Annotated in this window: 16 protein-coding genes; 6 read left to right on the top strand and 10 right to left on the bottom strand. The window is 60.6% G+C overall.

The genetic code is table 11. From position 1 onward, the window contains the following. Window positions 1-9 precede the first annotated feature (9 nt). The gene (locus RUW20_RS09995) at window positions 10-1146 is read left to right on the top strand and encodes a PilT/PilU family type 4a pilus ATPase (RefSeq protein WP_313952053.1); all 1137 of its coding nucleotides are present in this window, start codon (window positions 10-12) and stop codon (window positions 1144-1146) included. Here the strand turns inward: RUW20_RS09995 and RUW20_RS09990 are convergent. From RUW20_RS09990 to RUW20_RS09980, 3 genes are read right to left on the bottom strand one after another with little or no spacing between them, the layout of a single operon-like run. Next, window positions 1139-2287, bottom strand: a complete 1149-nt coding sequence (locus RUW20_RS09990; protein ID WP_313952079.1) for a class I SAM-dependent RNA methyltransferase — start codon at window positions 2285-2287, stop codon at window positions 1139-1141. The two genes, RUW20_RS09995 and RUW20_RS09990, sit on opposite strands and share 8 nt — an antisense overlap. 20 nt (window positions 2288-2307) lie before the next feature. Continuing rightward, entirely contained in the window at window positions 2308-2724 is a 417-nt protein-coding gene (locus RUW20_RS09985; protein WP_313952052.1) for a CopD family protein, read from the bottom strand. After that, on the bottom strand, window positions 2715-3623 hold the full coding sequence (locus RUW20_RS09980) for an SDR family oxidoreductase (protein WP_409559340.1): 909 nt from the start codon (window positions 3621-3623) through the stop codon (window positions 2715-2717). The genes RUW20_RS09985 and RUW20_RS09980 overlap by 10 nt, the downstream gene beginning before the upstream one ends. 39 nt (window positions 3624-3662) lie before the next feature. Here RUW20_RS09980 and RUW20_RS09975 point away from each other — a divergent pair, with 39 nt between their 5' ends. Beyond that, a complete protein-coding gene (locus RUW20_RS09975; RefSeq protein WP_313952051.1) occupies window positions 3663-4733 on the top strand; it encodes a CDP-6-deoxy-delta-3,4-glucoseen reductase in 1071 nt (356 codons plus the stop codon). Between the two features lie 11 nt (window positions 4734-4744). Continuing rightward, window positions 4745-5905, top strand: a complete 1161-nt coding sequence (locus RUW20_RS09970) for an HDOD domain-containing protein (protein ID WP_313952050.1) — start codon at window positions 4745-4747, stop codon at window positions 5903-5905. Window positions 5906-5917: 12 nt separating this feature from the next. On the opposite strand, the gene RUW20_RS09965 is transcribed toward RUW20_RS09970, so the two are convergent. The 7 genes from RUW20_RS09965 to ilvD form a co-directional block, all read right to left on the bottom strand. Beyond that, the gene (locus tag RUW20_RS09965; protein WP_313952049.1) at window positions 5918-6622 is read right to left on the bottom strand and encodes an ABC transporter ATP-binding protein; all 705 of its coding nucleotides are present in this window, start codon (window positions 6620-6622) and stop codon (window positions 5918-5920) included. Between the two features lie 16 nt (window positions 6623-6638). Continuing rightward, the gene (locus RUW20_RS09960) at window positions 6639-7415 is read right to left on the bottom strand and encodes an ABC transporter ATP-binding protein (RefSeq protein WP_313952048.1); all 777 of its coding nucleotides are present in this window, start codon (window positions 7413-7415) and stop codon (window positions 6639-6641) included. 2 nt (window positions 7416-7417) lie between these two features. Then, a complete protein-coding gene (locus RUW20_RS09955; RefSeq protein WP_313952047.1) occupies window positions 7418-8494 on the bottom strand; it encodes an ABC transporter permease subunit in 1077 nt (358 codons plus the stop codon). Continuing rightward, window positions 8491-9414, bottom strand: a complete 924-nt coding sequence (locus RUW20_RS09950; RefSeq protein ID WP_313952046.1) for a branched-chain amino acid ABC transporter permease — start codon at window positions 9412-9414, stop codon at window positions 8491-8493. Before RUW20_RS09950 ends, RUW20_RS09955 begins: the two co-directional genes overlap by 4 nt. Before the next feature lie 175 nt (window positions 9415-9589). Continuing rightward, entirely contained in the window at window positions 9590-10858 is a 1269-nt protein-coding gene (locus RUW20_RS09945) for a branched-chain amino acid ABC transporter substrate-binding protein (protein WP_313952045.1), read from the bottom strand. A gap of 170 nt (window positions 10859-11028) precedes the next feature. Next, complete coding sequence (locus RUW20_RS09940) at window positions 11029-11337, bottom strand: c-type cytochrome (RefSeq protein ID WP_313952044.1); 309 nt, start codon at window positions 11335-11337, stop codon at window positions 11029-11031. A gap of 234 nt (window positions 11338-11571) precedes the next feature. After that, the gene (gene ilvD / locus RUW20_RS09935; RefSeq protein ID WP_313952043.1) at window positions 11572-13428 is read right to left on the bottom strand and encodes a dihydroxy-acid dehydratase; all 1857 of its coding nucleotides are present in this window, start codon (window positions 13426-13428) and stop codon (window positions 11572-11574) included. 82 nt (window positions 13429-13510) lie between these two features. Here ilvD and lgt point away from each other — a divergent pair, with 82 nt between their 5' ends. From lgt to RUW20_RS09920, 3 genes are read left to right on the top strand one after another with little or no spacing between them, the layout of a single operon-like run. Beyond that, window positions 13511-14308 carry a prolipoprotein diacylglyceryl transferase gene (gene lgt / locus RUW20_RS09930; protein WP_313952042.1) on the top strand — a complete coding sequence of 266 codons (798 nt, stop codon included), beginning with the start codon at window positions 13511-13513 and terminating at the stop codon, window positions 14306-14308. Between the two features lie 39 nt (window positions 14309-14347). Beyond that, a complete protein-coding gene (locus RUW20_RS09925) occupies window positions 14348-15733 on the top strand; it encodes a malonyl-CoA decarboxylase (protein ID WP_313952041.1) in 1386 nt (461 codons plus the stop codon). Window positions 15734-15784: 51 nt separating this feature from the next. Continuing rightward, window positions 15785-16258, top strand: a complete 474-nt coding sequence (locus tag RUW20_RS09920) for a VOC family protein (protein ID WP_313952040.1) — start codon at window positions 15785-15787, stop codon at window positions 16256-16258. The last annotated feature ends 214 nt before the right edge of the window (window positions 16259-16472 follow it).

Genomic DNA, 16472 nt, shown 5'->3' with positions numbered 1-16472 from the left:
AGGACCAGCATGGAACACGATCAAGCCATAAACTTCATGCACGAACTGCTGCGCCTGATGACGCAGAAGAATGGCTCGGATCTCTTCATCACCGCCCATTTTCCTCCGGCAATCAAGGTCGACGGCAAGGTGATGCCGGTTTCCAACCAGCCACTCCTGCCGCAGCACTCGGCTGAGCTGGCGCGCTCGATCATGAACGACCGCCAGGCGACCGAGTTCGAAGAGAAGAAGGAATGCAACTTTGCCATCTCGCCGGCGGGAATCGGTCGCTTTCGGGTCAATGCGCTGGTCCAACAAGGCCGTGTCGCGGTGGTCTGCAGGACGATCAATCTAATCGTACCGACGCTGGATGATCTTGGACTGCCGCAGGTACTCAAAGACGTCGCGCTCACCTCGCGCGGTCTGGTGATCTTCGTTGGCGGCACCGGCACCGGCAAGAGCACTTCGCTGGCAGCACTGGTCGATCATCGCAACCGCAATACGCAAGGCCACATCATCACCATTGAAGACCCGATAGAGTTCGTCCACGAACACAAGAAATGCATCGTTACGCAGCGCGAAATTGGCGTAGACACCGACTCCTGGGAAGCAGCGCTGAAGAACACGCTACGGCAGGCGCCGAACGTGATCATGATGGGCGAAATCCGCGACCGAGCGACCATGGACTACGCCGTCGCCTTTGCCGAAACGGGGCATCTGTGCCTCGCCACGCTTCATGCCAACAGCAGTAACCAGGCGATCGACCGAATCATCAACTTCTTCCCCGAGGAGCGCCGCCACCAACTGCTGATGGACCTCTCGCTGAACCTGCGCGCCCTCGTCTCGCAACGTCTGCTGCCAAAGAAAGACGGCAAGGGAAGGGTGCCGGCGATCGAGATCATGCTCAACTCGCCACTGATCTCAGACCTCATCTTCAAGGGCCACGTACTCGAAATCAAGGACGTCATGAAGCGCTCGCGCGAACTAGGTATGCAGACCTTTGACCAGGCGCTCTTCGATCTCTACGAAGGCGGTCAGATCAACTATCAGGATGCCTTGCGCAACGCCGACTCACTGAACGACCTGCGCCTGCAGATCAAGCTGAATGGCAAGGAATCGCAGGACAGAGACCTGACCGCGGGCATCGGCCACCTGGACATCATCTAGACCCGCGATTGCTGCCGGCCACCATCTTGAATTCGTAAAGCCGGCATTCCAGCGCACCGTTGAACAGCGGTGTCTTCTTGCTGGGCGTCAGGCGAACCATTTTCGGCAAGCGCGTGTCCGCACTGATCAGGTAGCACTGCCAACCCGCAAACCTGCGTTTCAGCGCATGGCCAAGGAGCGGATAGAACGCCGCCAGTTCGTCCTCGCTGGACACACGCTCACCGTAAGGTGGATTGCTGACCATGATGCCACTGGCAGCAGGCGCGTCAATCTCGAGCAGGTCACCCGTGCCGAGGGTTACCGCCGGCAGCAGCCCTGCACGATCCAGATTGGCCAGCGTCGCGCGCACGGCTACCGGTGAGATATCGCTGCCAAAAATCCCTGCCTTGGCAAGCGGTTTCTCGGTCGCCTGCGCCGCATCATGCAGCTTTTTCCAGGCCGTCGGATCGAAGTGGCGCAGTCGTTGGAAAGCGAAATCACGCCTGCTGCCGGGCGCCACGCCCAGCGCCATCTGGGCAGCCTCGGCCAGGAAAGTGCCGCTGCCGCACATCGGATCGAGCAGGGCGATGCCGGGCTGCCAGCCGCTGAGGCGGAGAATGCCTGCCGCCAGGTTTTCCCTCAGGGGAGCCTCGACGGTTTTCTGGCGAAACCCGCGCTGGTATAAGGGCGCACCGGAGGTATCAAGGTAAAGCGTGCACTCGTCGCTACTGATGAAGCCCTGAACGCGCACGTCTGGCTGACGGGTGTCCACGCTTGGACGGCGCCCGAAATCACGACGAAAGCGATCACAAATGGCATCCTTGATGCGCAGGGTCACGAAGTCGATGCTCTTCAGTGGGCTTTTCACCGCATTGACGTCAACCCGGATGGTCTGTTCCGGAACGAACCACTTCGGCCATGGCGTGTCCAGGGCCAGGCGGTAGATGTCCTCCTCCTTGTCATAACCGGCCTGCGCCACCCGGCAGAGAATTCGCGTGGCGATGCGTGAGTGGAGATTGGCACGGTAGCAGTCCGGCCACTCGGCGATGAAATGCACCCCGCCGGAGATCTGCTTCAGATCACGCCCACCGGCTGCCACCAGGTCTTCCGCCAGCAGGGTCTCGAGGCCGCGTGGGCAGCTCGCAAAAAATGTTTCCACAATTGTCTCCCGAGGCGTGTGGACTAGAAGGGCTTCATTACGGCGAGGTAGATCGCCGCCAGCAGCAGCAGCACCGGCAACTCGTTGAACCAGCGGAACCAGACGTGGCTACGCGCGCAGCGACCAGCCCGGAAGTCGCTCAGCAGTCGACCGCAGTAGAAGTGATAGGCGATCAGCACGACCACCAGAGCCGTCTTGGCATGCAGCCATCCGCCGGAAAATCCGTAGCCAAACCACAACCACAGACCGAGAGCGACCGCCAGAAAACCGATTGGGGTCATGAATCGATAGAGCTTGCCGGCCATCAACAACAAGCGCTCACGCTCGGCGCTACTGCCGGCCTCGACCATCGCCAGATTGACAAAGATGCGCGGCAGGTAGAACAAGCCGGCGAACCAGCTGACCACCATCCACAGATGCAAAACCTTAACTACAAGCACTGACTATTCCTTTCAGCCCAGGCCGCAGCAACACCATCATCGACCCGTGCGTAGCGAAGTTTCACTCGCAGTTCCTTTTTGGCGCGCTGGCTGGTCAGTCGACGTGATTCACTCATGAACGATAACTGCAGGGGCGACAGCTTCTCCTGCGCCTCGCCACGCGACAGACGAGGCACCCTGGGCAAGCCGAAACGATCGGCAACGAGATCAAAATACTCACCCATCTTGATTTCAGAATCGTCACAGGCATTGTAGATGCGGTTGCTGCGCCCATAACGCAACGCGGCACAGGTCATCGTCGCCAGGTCTTCGGCATGAATATGGTTGGTGTAGACGTCGTCCGTCGTTCGGAGCGCCGCCGTTCCCTGCCGCAGGCGGGCGATCGGCAAGCGGTCAGGAGCATAAATTCCGGGCGCGCGCAGGATACTCACGACAACACCACGGCGGCCAAGAGCACGCAGTTGGCGCTCGGCATCGACACGCCGATGGGCACGGGCGGTGGCGGGCCGGACAGGGCAAGTCTCATCAATGCGCGCACCGGCGCAATCGCCATAGACGCCGCTGGTACTTATATACACGATTCGCTGTGGTAGACTCATTCCGCGAGCCAGTGCGGCAAGCAGCCAGCGGGTTCGGGTGTCGCGCCGATCACTTGCGGCACCGCTCCGGTTGACGGCGGGAGGCGGCGCGAGATGGACGACGATCTCGGCAAGACCGGCAATGCGCTGCAGGCTTTGCGGCTGATCCAGGTCAGCAAGGACGGGCTTGGCGCCCCTGTCGCGCCAGAAGGCGAGTTGTTCCGGGTCGCGCACCAGTGCAAAAACGCGGTAGTGGCCGAGCAGACGGGGCAGGAGACGGCGGGCAATATCTCCACAGCCGACGATCAATAGTTTTTGCACTGCGCAATTTTACCGGATTCGGCCATCCGCGGAGAGGCAATGGGTTTCGAGGTCAGCGTTCAGCCGAGCGATCACCGCTTTCGGGCCGAGCCCGGAGAGACGGTTCTTGATGCCGCCTTGCGGCAGGGGCTGAGCCTGCCGTACGGTTGCCGTGATGGCGTTTGTGGCTCCTGTCGGGGCGAGGTATTGAGCGGGCAGATCGACCACGGGAAAGCGCCTCTCGAGGTCCTCAGCACCGCCGACCGTCAGGCCGGCTTCGCCCTTTTCTGCTGTGCCACCGCCAAGAGCGACCTGCGCATCGAGAGCAGAGAGGTTCGCTCGCTCGACGACATTCCGGTCAGGACCTTGCCGGCGCGCGTTCAGCGTCTCACGCGGGCAGCTCCGGACGTGATGCTGATCGAGCTCAAGCTGCCGGCCAACGAGCGCCTGCAATTTCTCCCCGGGCAATACGTGGACATCCTGCTCAAGGAGGGCAAGCGCCGGGCTTTTTCCCTGGCCAACCCACCACACCAGGACGACTTCCTCCAACTGCATGTCCGCCACGTGCCTGGCGGGCAGTTCACCGGCCACGTCTTCAACACCATGAAGGAACGTGACCTGCTGCGTCTAAGGGGGCCGCATGGAAGCTTTTTCCTGCGTACCGACTCCGAAAAGCCGATGCTTCTGGTTGCTGGTGGAACGGGTTTTGCGCCGATCAAGGCCATTGTCGAGCAGGCCATCGCGGAGGGTTGCAAGCGACCGATGGACCTTTACTGGGGAGGCCGTGGTCGCGCCGATCTCTACCTCCTGCAGCTTGCCGAACAATGGCCCGCGCAGCATGCAACGATTGATTTCATCCCGGTGCTATCGGACCCGCCGGCGGGAGATCACTGGAACGGTCGAACCGGCCTCGTCCATCAAGCGGCGATGACGGACCATCCTGACCTCTCCGGCTATCAAGCCTATGTCTGCGGGTCACCGGCGATGGTTGCCGCCGCCAGGCGGGATTTCCTGACGCGCTGCCACTTGCCGGCAGACGAATTCTTCGCTGATTCCTTCGACTATGCCGCCGATGTGCGCGAGGCGATCGATACGCTCACCTCTTTGGATACAACGGTCGGCCACCTATGAATAACTTCGTCATGTCCCGTCAGCCCCTGCTCAATCGCCAGAGCAGGATAATCGCCACACGTCTGACGCTCCATCTCGGCACCGCAGCAAGCATGCAGGATGCGGCAGCCGCCCTCGGCGCCCTGGATGATGTCTGGCCCCGCAGTGAAAAACCGATCTTCGTCAATTGCGGGCACACCGACTACAACGCAGGCTTGCTCGACTGGACGCCACCCGAGAACGCTACCATTGAACTGCCGGCAGCCAGTCTGGTCGGCCCCAACGGGCCTGACCTGATCAGTGCGCTGCAAACCTGGCAACCGACCGTCTGCCTGAATTTCGATCCCGAAGCGGCACAAGCACTGTCAAGCGGCGTACCGTTTCGCTTCATCGGTTTCGATGCTCAGCGGTTTACGCTTGAGCAACTCAAGCTGTTGGCCGCCCGCACGAAAACCTACGGAATGGGCGTCGCTTTCAATGTCGCCAGTACCCAGGATTTTCTCGCGTGTCTGGATGCCGGCATCACCTCCGCCAGCGGATGGTTTTTCACGTCCCCGACAAGCGTACCGGCGAAGAAGCTCAACCCGGCACAGACGAACATCGTGCACGTACTCAACCTGGTGCGCGGAAACGCCGAAGTCAAGGAAATCGAAGCGGCACTCAAGAACGATGTCGCGATGTCGTACAAACTGCTGCGTTACATCAATTCTGCCGGTTTTGGCCTTTCCTGCGAGATTCAGTCATTCCGCCACGCGGTGAGCATGCTCGGCTACGACAAGCTCAATCGCTGGCTGTCGCTGTTGCTGGCGACAGCGAGCAAGGACCCGATGGCACCGGCCTTGATGTACACGGCCCTGGTAAGAGGGCGACTGATGGAACTGCTGGCCACCGACCTGGTCGACAAGTCCGAGTACGACAACCTGTTCATTACCGGCGCTTTTTCGCTGCTCGACGTACTGCTCGGCGTCGGTATCGAGGATGCGCTCGAGGCGATGCGACTCCCCGAGCCGATCTGCGACGCCCTGCTTGGCAACGGAGGGCGCTATCAACCCTTCCTCGAACTAGCACTGGCCAGCGAGCAGAACGATGGCGAGGTAGTCGCAGAACAGGCGGCAATGCTTGGCCTGACAACCGACCAGTTCAACCGGGCACAGCTGCAGGCCCTGTCCTTCGCCGATGCGATGGACTTCTAGAACCGCCCTCCCCTACTCGCCGAGATAGGCCGCCCGAACCTTGGGATCGGCGAGTAGCTTTTTCGACTCGTCGGTCACCGTTATCTCGCCGCTCTCCATGACGTACCCACGCTGACTGACTTCCAGCGCCAGCTTGGCATTCTGCTCGACGAGCAGAATGGTCATTCCTTCAAGAGCGACCGTACGAATCACCTCAAAAATCTTCTGCACCATGATCGGAGCCAGACCCATCGAAGGTTCGTCGAGGAGCATCAACCTGGGCTTGCTCATCAGCGCACGGCCGATCGCCAACATCTGCTGCTCTCCTCCGGAAAGCGTTCCCGCCATTTGCTGCGCCCGCTCCTTGAGGCGTGGAAAGTGCCCAAACACGTGCTCGAGGTCGCGCTCGATCGCCGCCTTGTCGTTGCGCGCGTAGGAGCCCATGCGCAGGTTCTCGACGCAGCTCATGCGCGGGAAAACGCCTCGCCCCTCGGGAACCAGGGCGATCCCTTCGCTCACCAGCTGATGCGGCGGCAAGGACACCAGCTCCTTGCCTCGATAGCGAACACTGCCGCCAGCTGGCGTGAGCAGTCTCGCCAGGGCGCGCAAGGTACTGCTCTTGCCGGCGCCGTTGGCACCGATCAGAGCTACCATCTCGCCTTCATTGACATGAAAAGTGATGCCGCGAACGGCCTGGATCCCACCGTAGGAAACGCGCAACCCGGTAACTTCAAGCATGATTTGTTCGGTCCCTTCAGGCCACCGAGCCGCCGAGGTAGGCCTCGACGACACGCGGATCGTTCTGCACCACTGACGGCACGTCTTCGCAGATCTTTTCGCCGTAGTCGAGTACCGCGACCCGGCCGCACAGGCCCATGACCAGTTTGACGTCGTGCTCGATCAACAACACCGTCACACCATCCTTGCAGATGCCCTCGACCAACACCCGCAGGGCTTCGGTTTCCGTACCGTTCATGCCCGCAGCAGGTTCATCGAGCGCCAACAGCTTCGGCTCGGTGGCCAAAGCGCGGGCGATCTCAAGTCGACGCTGATCGCCGTAAGACAGGTTCTTGGCGTAATCATGCGCCCGTTCATGGATACCGACATAGTGCAACAACTCCTCGGCGCGGCGAGCAATCTTCGCCTCCTCCGCCATAGTCGCCCGGTTGCGGCTTATCGCTCCAATCACTCCGGCATGCGTGCGCAGATGGCGACCGACCATCACGTTCTCGATCGCGGTCATATTGCCGAACAGGCGGATGTTCTGAAAGGTCCGGGCAATGCCGACTTCAGCCGCCTTGTGCGGCGCGTCGGCTGCGAGTAATACGCCGTCAAAGATGAAGTGACCGCTCTCATTCTTGTAAAGACCCGTAAGACAGTTGAAAAACGTCGTCTTGCCGGCGCCGTTGGGGCCGATCAGGCCGTAGATCTCGCCCCGCCGAATGGTCAGCGAAACGTCGTGCAATGCCTTCACGCCGCCAAAATGCTTGGCAACTGCATGTGCCTCGAGAAGTACCTGGTGTTCGCTCATGGTCAATCCGAACTCTCTGCAAGTTCGCGCCGACGCTGCGGCGACGGCCATAGACCCGCCGGCCGGAAGCGCATGACAAGCACCAGCGCCAGCCCGAAGATCAGCATCCGCAGGCTTTCCGGATCAATGATGCTGCGCCCGAAGATGGCGTCTTGCAGCGGTTCGATGCCATAGCGCAAGACCTCGGGAAGAGCGGTCAGCAGGATGGCTCCGAGAATTACCCCGGGAATATGTCCCATCCCACCCAGAACGACCATCGCCAGAATGGTGATCGATTCCATCAGCGAGAAACTCTCGGGACTTACGAAACCCTGCATCGCCGAGAAAACACCACCGGCGACGCCGCCAAACGAAGCTCCCATGGCAAAAGCCAGCAGCTTGATGTTGCGGGTATTGATCCCGCAGGCCTTGGCAGCGACTTCGTCCTCACGAATGGCTTGCCAGGCCCGACCAATGCGCGAATCCTGCAAGCGCACGTTGACAATGATGACCACGATCGCCAGGGCTACCAGGAAGAAGTAGTACTTCTGCGGGCCAGAAATCTGCAGGCCGAGGAGGGTACTGGTCTCGGCAAACGAGAAATCTCCGATGCGAATCGGATCGATGAGGGTGATCCCCTGCGCGCCATTGGTGACATTGATCGGCGCATTCAGGTTATTCAGAAAGATGCGGATAATCTCACCAAAACCGAGCGTGACGATCGCCAGATAGTCACCACGCAACTTGAGCGTCGGCGCGCCAAGCAACATGCCGAAGAGGCAGGCGATGGCAGCCCCGATCGGCAAGATTACCCAGAATGGCAAGTGAATCCCGAAGTGTGGCGATGCCAGCAAGGCATAGACATAGGCACCAACCGCGTAAAAAGCGACGTAACCCAGATCGAGCAAGCCCGCGTAGCCGACGACGATGTTCAGGCCAAGTGCCAGAAAGACGTAAAGAATCGCGAAATTTGCGATGCGCACCCAGGCCTGGCCGCCAAGAGCGGCAACGAAAGGCACGGCCAACAGGACCACGCCGATCAGCAAAATGCCCAGCCAGTGGCGCTGCCAAGGAACCGCTTTTCTGACTTGGCCGTTCATGCGCGGTCTCCCTCACGCTCGCCAAACAGGCCGGAAGGACGAAACATCAGAACGACGATCAGAACAATGAACGCGAAAATGTCCTGGTAGTGGCTGCCGAGGAAATCACCCGTCAGCTGACCGATGTAACCGGCACCGAGAGCCTCAATCACCCCCAGCAAGATCCCACCGGCCATGGCGCCGGCGAGGTTGCCGATACCGCCCAGAACGGCCGCTGTGAATGCTTTCAGGCCAAGCATGAAACCCATCTGATAATGCGCAATCTCGTAGTAGGAACCGACCATGCAACCAGCGACGGCGCCCAACGCCGAGCCGATGATGAAGGCCATGGCAATGACGCGATTGATATCGACACCCATCAACGAAGCGACCTGCGGATTCTGCGACGTCGCGCGCATGGCCATGCCGATACGCGTACGGTGCACCAGGTAAATCAAGCCGAGCATGACCAGGCCGGCAAGGGAAACTATGGCCACCTGCACGTTGGTGAAAGTTGCTCCGCCGATGCTGTAGATGTGTTTCTCGATCATCGGCGGGAAAGTGATGTAATTGCGACCCCAGATGATCATCGCCACGTTCTGCAGGACCATCGACATGCCGATTGCCGTGATCAGCGGCGTCAGTCTCGGGGCACCTCGCAAGGGACGATAGGCAACACGTTCCAGCAAGAACCCGAGCACCATGCAGACCAGCACCGAAACCAGCAGACCGATGCCAAGAATGAGCAGCGGCGCCATGCCGGAGCCCGCCAGGGAAACAATGACCGTGAAAGCGACCATCGTTCCGATCATCACCACCTCGCCATGAGCGAAGTTGATCAGACCGATGATGCCGTACACCATCGTGTAACCGAGAGCGACGAGCGCATAAACGGCGCCCAGAGTGAGGCCGTTGATCAGTTGCTGGAGGAGAGTGTCCATGGTCGGGCTTTCCGCAACAAGGTGCTTGTGGCGAACCAGAGGTTCGGACTCATGGCGCCAGGAACCGGGCGCTCTGGCGCCAGGCCCGGCTCATGGTGAGCGGATGCGGATGCAGATGCAGGAAAATCGAGGGAATGGCAGCACAGCCGCCACTCCCTCGACAACAGATGCCCGATTACTGCTTGGCTTCCGCAGCGGGCGCTGCCGCCGGCATCGGGGCTGCGGCTGGCATCGGCGCTGCCGCTGCCGAGGCGCCACCTTCGCTCTTCAAAGTAACCAGCTTGCCATCCTTGATTTCGAAAACCGTGATCGCGCCGTTCTTGATGTCACCTTTTTCGTCGAACTCGATCTTGCCGGTGACGCCATCGTATGAGGTCTTGGAGACTTCCGGCAGATACTTGGCCGGGTCGACCGAATTGGCGCGTTTCATCGAGTCGATCAGGACCATCACCGCATCGTAGCTGTACGGCGAGTAGATCTGGATCGGGCCGTACTTGCTGGTGAACTCGGCGAGGAACTTCTGGCCATTCGGCAGCTTGTCTGCCGGCAGGCCCGCTTGCGTACAGATCACACCTTCCGACGCGGCGCCGGCCAGTTTGATCAGCTCGGGCGAGCAACCGCCGTCACCCGTGGTGAATTTGGCCTTGATGCCCAGTTCCTTCATCTGCTTGAGCATCGGGCCGCCAACGGCATCCATGCCGCCGAGGAAGATCACGTCAGGATTCTTGGCCTTGATCTTGGTCAGAATCGCCTTGAAGTCGATCGCCTTGTCATTGGTGAACTCACGGGCGACCACCGTCGCGCCGTTAGCTTTGGCAGCTTTCTCGACCTCGTCCGCCAGCCCCTGACCATAGGCCGTACGGTCGTCGATGATGGCAATTTTCTTGGCGCCCATGTCCTTGGCCGCGTAGGTCCCGATCACCGAACCCTGCTGAACATCGTTGGCCATCACCCGGAAAGCGGTAGCGAAGCCCTGCTGGGTATACTTGGGATTGGTTGCCGACGGTGAAATCTGTGGCAAGCCGGCCTGATTATAGATCGACGAGGCAGGAATGGTAGTCCCCGAGTTCAGGTGACCGACAACGCCGGCGACGTGGGCATCAACCAGTTTCTGGGCCACGACAGTGCCCGTTTTCGGGTCGGCCTGATCGTCCTCGCCGAGCAGTTCGAAGGTGATCAGCTTGCCGTCAATCGTGATCTTCTGGGCGTTGGCGTCATCGACCGCCAGACGAGCGCCATTCTCGTTGTCCTTGCCGAGGTGTGCAATCGGTCCGGTCAGCGGCGCGACGTGGCCAATGGCGACAACCATTGCCGGCACCGCCGCCGGCGCAGCTGCCACGGGAGCCGGAGCTGCTGCTTTGGGCTCTTCCTTCTTGCCGCAACCAATCACGGCCACCGACGCGGCCAGAGCGATGAGTACACCGGGTATACGTACTTGGTTCATAGGTTTCATCTCCGATATTGTGTTTTTAATGGGGTAGCCAACGGGCGATTGTCCAAGCACGCCAGCACCTTGTCAACATGCATATTTCCTGCCCGCGATGCATAGTCGATGTCCTGCGGCCTCGCACAAAAAAGAAAACCGGCGCCTGGCCGGTTTTCTTCATTCAACCACTACTTCAGGCTGAGGATCCACTTGGCCAGCTTGTTGGCCTCCTCGGGAGTAACCTTGTTAGGCGGCATCGGGACCGGACCCCAGGTGCCCTTACCACCCTTGATGATCTTCTCGGCGAGCATGGGCTCATCCGCGGCGGTGTACTTCTTGGCCACATCCTTGTAGGCCGGGCCAACGACCTTCTTGTCCACCTGGTGGCAGGTCAGGCAGTTCTTCGATTTGGCCAGCGCTTCGGCGTCTTGCGCCTGTACGGCGCCAGCAGACATGACCCCGGCAGCAGCCAGCAGACTCACGTAGATTGCTTTCATGCTCTTACTCCGTTCAGAAAAATGGTTTGAAACGTTTCGATAGTATTTCACTTTGGCAAGCTTGCAAAGTCTCTTGATTCGTATCGCCAATACGTCAAGCGGCAGCAAGCATCTAACGCATCGGCGGGACAGACCGTTGACAGCGCTACCAGTTGGTCTCCGGTGTCGATACCGGGACCGCAGCCATCGCGGCCAGAGGCCAAGCCGGAAATCGACGATCACGACCCGCGGGAGTCAGCGTTTTTTCAATTGCTCGAGATCACGCACAGCACCGGTTGCGGCCGAGGTGGCCATCAGGGCATACGCCTGCAGCGCTTTTGAGACGACCCGCTGGCGCTCGGCCACCGGCTGCCAGGCAGAATCGCCTCTGCCGTCCATCTCGGCCCGACGCCTGCTCATCTCGGCATCGGAAATGGCCAGATGAATGCGACGTCCCGGGATGTCGATCTCGATCGTATCGCCCTCCTGAACCAGCCCGATGGCGCCGCCTTCTGCTGCCTCCGGCGAAGCGTGCCCGATCGACAGCCCTGAGGTGCCGCCGGAAAAGCGGCCGTCGGTAAGCAGCGCGCAAGCCTTGCCCAGCCCCTTGGATTTCAAATAGGAAGTCGGATAAAGCATTTCCTGCATGCCGGGGCCGCCTTTCGGCCCTTCGTAGCGGATGACCACCACATCACCCGCCTTGACCAGATCGGCAAGAATCGCCTGCACGGCGTCATCCTGGCTTTCGAATACCCGCGCCTGGCCGGTGAATACCCAGATACTCTCGTCAACGCCAGCCGTTTTCACGATGCAGCCGTCGGTGGCCAGATTGCCATAGAGCACGGCCAGACCGCCGTCCTGCGAATAGGCGTTGGCCTGACTGCGAATGCAGCCGTGTGCGCGATCGAGGTCCAGATCGGGATAGCGCCGATTCTGCGAGAACGCCGTCTGCGTCGGGATGCCCCCGGGAGCAGCCCTGAAGAAATCAATCAAGGTCGGCGCCTTGGAACGGACCACATCCCAGGTGTCGATTGCCTCGCCAAGCGTTTTTGTGTGCACCGTCGGCTGGTCGCGATGGATCAGTCCGGCACGGTCGAGTTCGCCGAGAATCGCGAAGATGCCGCCGGCACGGTGCACGTCCTCGATATGGTAATCGGGCGTCGCGGGTGCGACCTTGGCCAGGCAGGGCACGCGGCGCGAAATACGGTCGATGTCATCCATGGTGAAGTTCACCCCACCCTCCTGTGCCGCCGCCAGAATATGCAGCACGGTGTTGGTAGACCCACCCATCGACACATCCAGCGTCATCGCATTCTCGAACGCTTCGAAACTGCCGATCGAGCGCGGCAGCACCGACGCATCTTCCTGCTCGTAATAGCGACGGCACATGTCGACGATCTGGCGCCCCGCCCTCAGGAAAAGATCCTTGCGGTCGGCGTGGGTGGCGAGAACGGTACCGTTGCCGGGGAGCGAAAAGCCGAGCGCTTCAGTCAGGCAGTTCATCGAGTTGGCGGTGAACATCCCGGAGCACGAACCGCAGGTGGGGCACGCCGAGCGCTCGAACGCTTCGACCTCGTCGTCTGAGCAGTTGCTGTCGCCGCCCTTGACCATCGCATCAACGAGGTCGATGGCGATCACCTTGCCACCCCAGTCGACCTTGCCGGCCTCCATCGGACCACCGGAGACAAAGATGGCCGGGATGTTCACCCGCATCGCCGCCATCAGCATGCCCGGGGTAATCTTGTCGCAGTTCGAGATGCAGACCATGGCGTCGGCGCAGTGCCCATTGACCATGTACTCGACCGAATCGGCGATCAGGTCGCGCGAGGGCAGTGAATAGAGCATGCCGTCGTGCCCCATGGCAATGCCATCGTCGATGGCGATGGTATTGAACTCCTTGGCGATACCGCCAGCGGCCTCGATCTCGCGCGCCACCAGTTGCCCCATATCCTTGAGATGTACGTGACCCGGAACGAACTGGGTGAACGAATTGACCACCGCGATGATCGGCTTGCCAAAATCGCCATCCTTCATGCCGGTAGCGCGCCACAGAGCGCGTGCGCCGGCCATGTTGCGGCCGTGGGTCGAGGTGCGGGAACGATAGTCAGGCATGGCCGATCTCCAATCCAGAACGCGCCCAAGAGTGGCGCGATATAATTCCGATTCTATCCGAAAGCCCTCTGGTGTTCGTGCCGTGTTGATCCACCCTCAGTTCGACCCCATCGCACTTTCGCTCGGCCCGCTCAAGGTTCACTGGTACGGGCTGATGTACCTGGCGGCCTTTCTCCAGTTCTGGTGGCTTGGCCGGCACCGCATCCGGACCCATCGCCAGTTGTCGACAAGCGGGTGGACCGTGCGCGAACTTGACGATCTGCTGTTCTATGGTGTGCTTGGCGTGATCGCCGGTGGCCGTCTGGGCGAGGTGCTGTTCTACCAACCGAGTTACTACCTCGCCCATCCACTGGAGATTCTCGCCGTCTGGCAGGGGGGCATGTCGTTTCACGGCGGCTTCCTCGGCGTACTTGTCGCGATGTGGCTGTACGCGCGGAAGACCAGCAAGACCTGGCTCGACATCACCGATTTCATCGCGCCCCTGGTGCCGCTCGGGCTAGCCGCCGGACGCATCGGCAACTTCATCAATGGCGAGCTGTGGGGGCGTGTGGCTGATCCGTCCCTGCCATGGGCAATGGTGTTTCCGTGGGTCGACGACCTGCCCCGCCATCCGTCGCAGCTCTATCAGGCGGGGCTCGAAGGTGTCGTTCTGTTTGTTCTCCTGTGGCTGTATTCAAGCCGGGAACGCCCGCGTGGTGCCATTTCGGGCGTCTTTTTGATCGGTTACGGCTGCCTGCGCTGGGTCGCCGAGTATTTCCGCTCACCCGATGATGGTATCCTTGGCCTGTCGTACACCGTCAGCATGGGGCAGTGGCTCTCACTGCCGATGGTCATGGCTGGCCTCGTCTTTGTCGTTCTCGCTCATCGCCAACGCATCTGAATCGGACGCACCGCTTGTCGCGGGACGAAGGAGAAAGGAATGTCAGAAGGTTTTGTTGTCCGAGGGCTGCGTCGGGTGCGCAAATTCCTCGGTAATGCTAGCGGACCGCAGGCGCTCGAGGGCAAACACCTGGGCCGCGTTCGCGACCTGCTTAGTGAATGCGCCGGCGGCACCGGTGGTGAGGTTTCGGTCAGGCAGCGCGCCGCCCTGCTGTGCGAAACTTATCTGCACCTCAATGACGAAGGTCGCGCCACTTTTCTGCGCACCATTGCCAACGAATTCGGCCCAGACCCGCAAAGTGTCGGCCAGGCACATGCCGACTATCAGGCGGCCATCGGCACCGACCGCCAATGGCAAGCCGAGTCCGCTCTGCGCAACGCCATGCGCTCATCGCGACTGCGCATCCTGACCCAGTTCAATGCCTTGCCGCAGGGCGTCAAATTCCTCGTTGATCTGCGCGCCGACCTGCTGCGTTTCCTGCATACCGATCCTGCCTTGCGCCCGCTCGACCGGGAACTCGAGTCGCGACTGAGCGCATGGTTCGACGTCGGCTTTCTCGAACTGCAACGCATTACCTGGAACTCGCCGGCAGCGCTGCTGGAAAAACTGATCCAGTACGAGGCGGTGCATGAAATTCGCTCATGGAGCGACCTCAAGAATCGACTCGATTCCGATCGTCGCTGCTACGCCTTTTTCCATCCACGGATGCCGATGGAGCCGCTGATCTTCGTCGAGGTCGCGCTGACCGACCACCTTGCCGACAACGTCCAAACGCTGCTCGACGAACAGGCACCGGTGTTCGATGCGCACCAGGCCAGCACGGCCATCTTCTACTCGATTTCCAACACCCAACCGGGCCTGCGTGGGGTCTCATTCGGCAATTTCCTGCTCAAGCGGGTGGTCGACGATCTCAAACGCGACTACCCGCGTCTCGACAGCTTCGCGACGCTTTCGCCGTTACCGACCTTCCGGCGCTGGGCGGAGAAGACTCCGGAAGCCTGGCGAACGGCTTTCAGCGATGCCGACCTGGAACGGATCAAACGCCGTGTGCCGCCCGAAATGGCGCCGATTGCCGACATCAGCGACCTGGTCAAACTGTTTTCCGTGGATCGATGGGCCGACGACGAACGTCTGGCACACGCCATGCAAAACGGCTTGACGCGTCTTGCGGCGCGCTACCTGCTGACCGCCAGCAAGGGTGACCAGCCTTACGACCCGGTCGCCCGCTTCCATCTCGGCAACGGTGCACGCATCGAACGGCTCAATTATCTGGCCGACACGTCGGCACGTGGCAGCCAGCAGTCATACGGGATGATGGTGAATTATGTGTACGACCCTGATAGTATCGAAGAGAACTTCGAAGCTTTTTCACGCGGTGGCGAGATTGCTGCAGCCACCGCCATACGCCGTTCTGCTCGCGACTGATATCGCGTGACGAGAACTCCTTTACCCCCTGTCACAGAGAAAGCACACCCTATGACCTCACGCCCCTTCAAAGTCCTCGGCATTCAGCAAATCGCCATTGGCGCCCCTGACAAGATGAAACTGCGCAAACTATGGGTCGACATGCTTGGCCTCACTATCACCGGCAACTTCGTCAGCGAGCGCGAGAACGTCGACGAAGATATCGCCGCGATCGGCTCCGGCCCGTTCAAGGTCGAAGTCGATCTGATGCAGCCGGTCGACCCGGAAAAGAAACCGGCCGTGCATGTGACGCCGCTCAATCACATCGGCCTGTGGATCGACGATCTGCCAAAGGCGGTGGAATGGCTGTCAGCCAACGGCGTGCGCTTTGCGCCTGGCGGAATCCGCAAAGGTGCCGCCGGCTTTGACATCACGTTCATGCATCCAAAGGCGAACGACGAGTTCCCGATTGGTGGCGAAGGTGTGCTGATCGAAATGGTCCAGGCCCCGCCAGCGGTGATCGAAGCATTCGCCAAACTCGGCTGAGCGCAGCCTCGGCGACACCGCCTGCCAGCGGAAGCGGCCCGGCAAGCGTCGTTGCGTCAGCTAGAGCGGTCCGCAAGCGCCAGCCCCCGGCTGGCGCTTTTTTGTGCACTTGCCGACGGGCGCGGCACGGTGGGCGACGGCGGCGATCATCTTGTCGCCCGCAACGGACCCCAATGGCGCTCGCTCACGCCAAGTCTCGACTCGAACCGTGCCT

Source organism: Accumulibacter sp., assembly GCF_032229525.1.
Classification (GTDB): domain Bacteria; phylum Pseudomonadota; class Gammaproteobacteria; order Burkholderiales; family Rhodocyclaceae; genus Accumulibacter.
Note: the sequence above shows the minus strand (reverse complement) of the source record. Positions and strands in the feature narration are given on the sequence as shown.

Bases quoted from the DNA above. Each gene is read 5' to 3' on its own strand.
- RUW20_RS09945 (WP_313952045.1), bottom strand. From the start codon at position 10,858: ATGAACCAAGTACGTATACCCGGTGTACTCATCGCTCTGGCCGCGTCG.
- RUW20_RS09975 (WP_313952051.1), top strand. From the start codon at position 3,663: ATGGGTTTCGAGGTCAGCGTTCAGCCGAGCGATCACCGCTTTCGGGCC.
- RUW20_RS09955 (WP_313952047.1), bottom strand. From the start codon at position 8,494: ATGAACGGCCAAGTCAGAAAAGCGGTTCCTTGGCAGCGCCACTGGCTG.
- RUW20_RS09920 (WP_313952040.1), top strand. From the start codon at position 15,785: ATGACCTCACGCCCCTTCAAAGTCCTCGGCATTCAGCAAATCGCCATT.
- RUW20_RS09940 (WP_313952044.1), bottom strand. From the start codon at position 11,337: ATGAAAGCAATCTACGTGAGTCTGCTGGCTGCTGCCGGGGTCATGTCT.
- RUW20_RS09965 (WP_313952049.1), bottom strand. From the start codon at position 6,622: ATGCTTGAAGTTACCGGGTTGCGCGTTTCCTACGGTGGGATCCAGGCC.
- RUW20_RS09950 (WP_313952046.1), bottom strand. From the start codon at position 9,414: ATGGACACTCTCCTCCAGCAACTGATCAACGGCCTCACTCTGGGCGCC.
- RUW20_RS09925 (WP_313952041.1), top strand. From the start codon at position 14,348: ATGTCAGAAGGTTTTGTTGTCCGAGGGCTGCGTCGGGTGCGCAAATTC.
- RUW20_RS09995 (WP_313952053.1), top strand. From the start codon at position 10: ATGGAACACGATCAAGCCATAAACTTCATGCACGAACTGCTGCGCCTG.
- RUW20_RS09960 (WP_313952048.1), bottom strand. From the start codon at position 7,415: ATGAGCGAACACCAGGTACTTCTCGAGGCACATGCAGTTGCCAAGCAT.
- RUW20_RS09970 (WP_313952050.1), top strand. From the start codon at position 4,745: ATGTCCCGTCAGCCCCTGCTCAATCGCCAGAGCAGGATAATCGCCACA.
- ilvD (WP_313952043.1), bottom strand. From the start codon at position 13,428: ATGCCTGACTATCGTTCCCGCACCTCGACCCACGGCCGCAACATGGCC.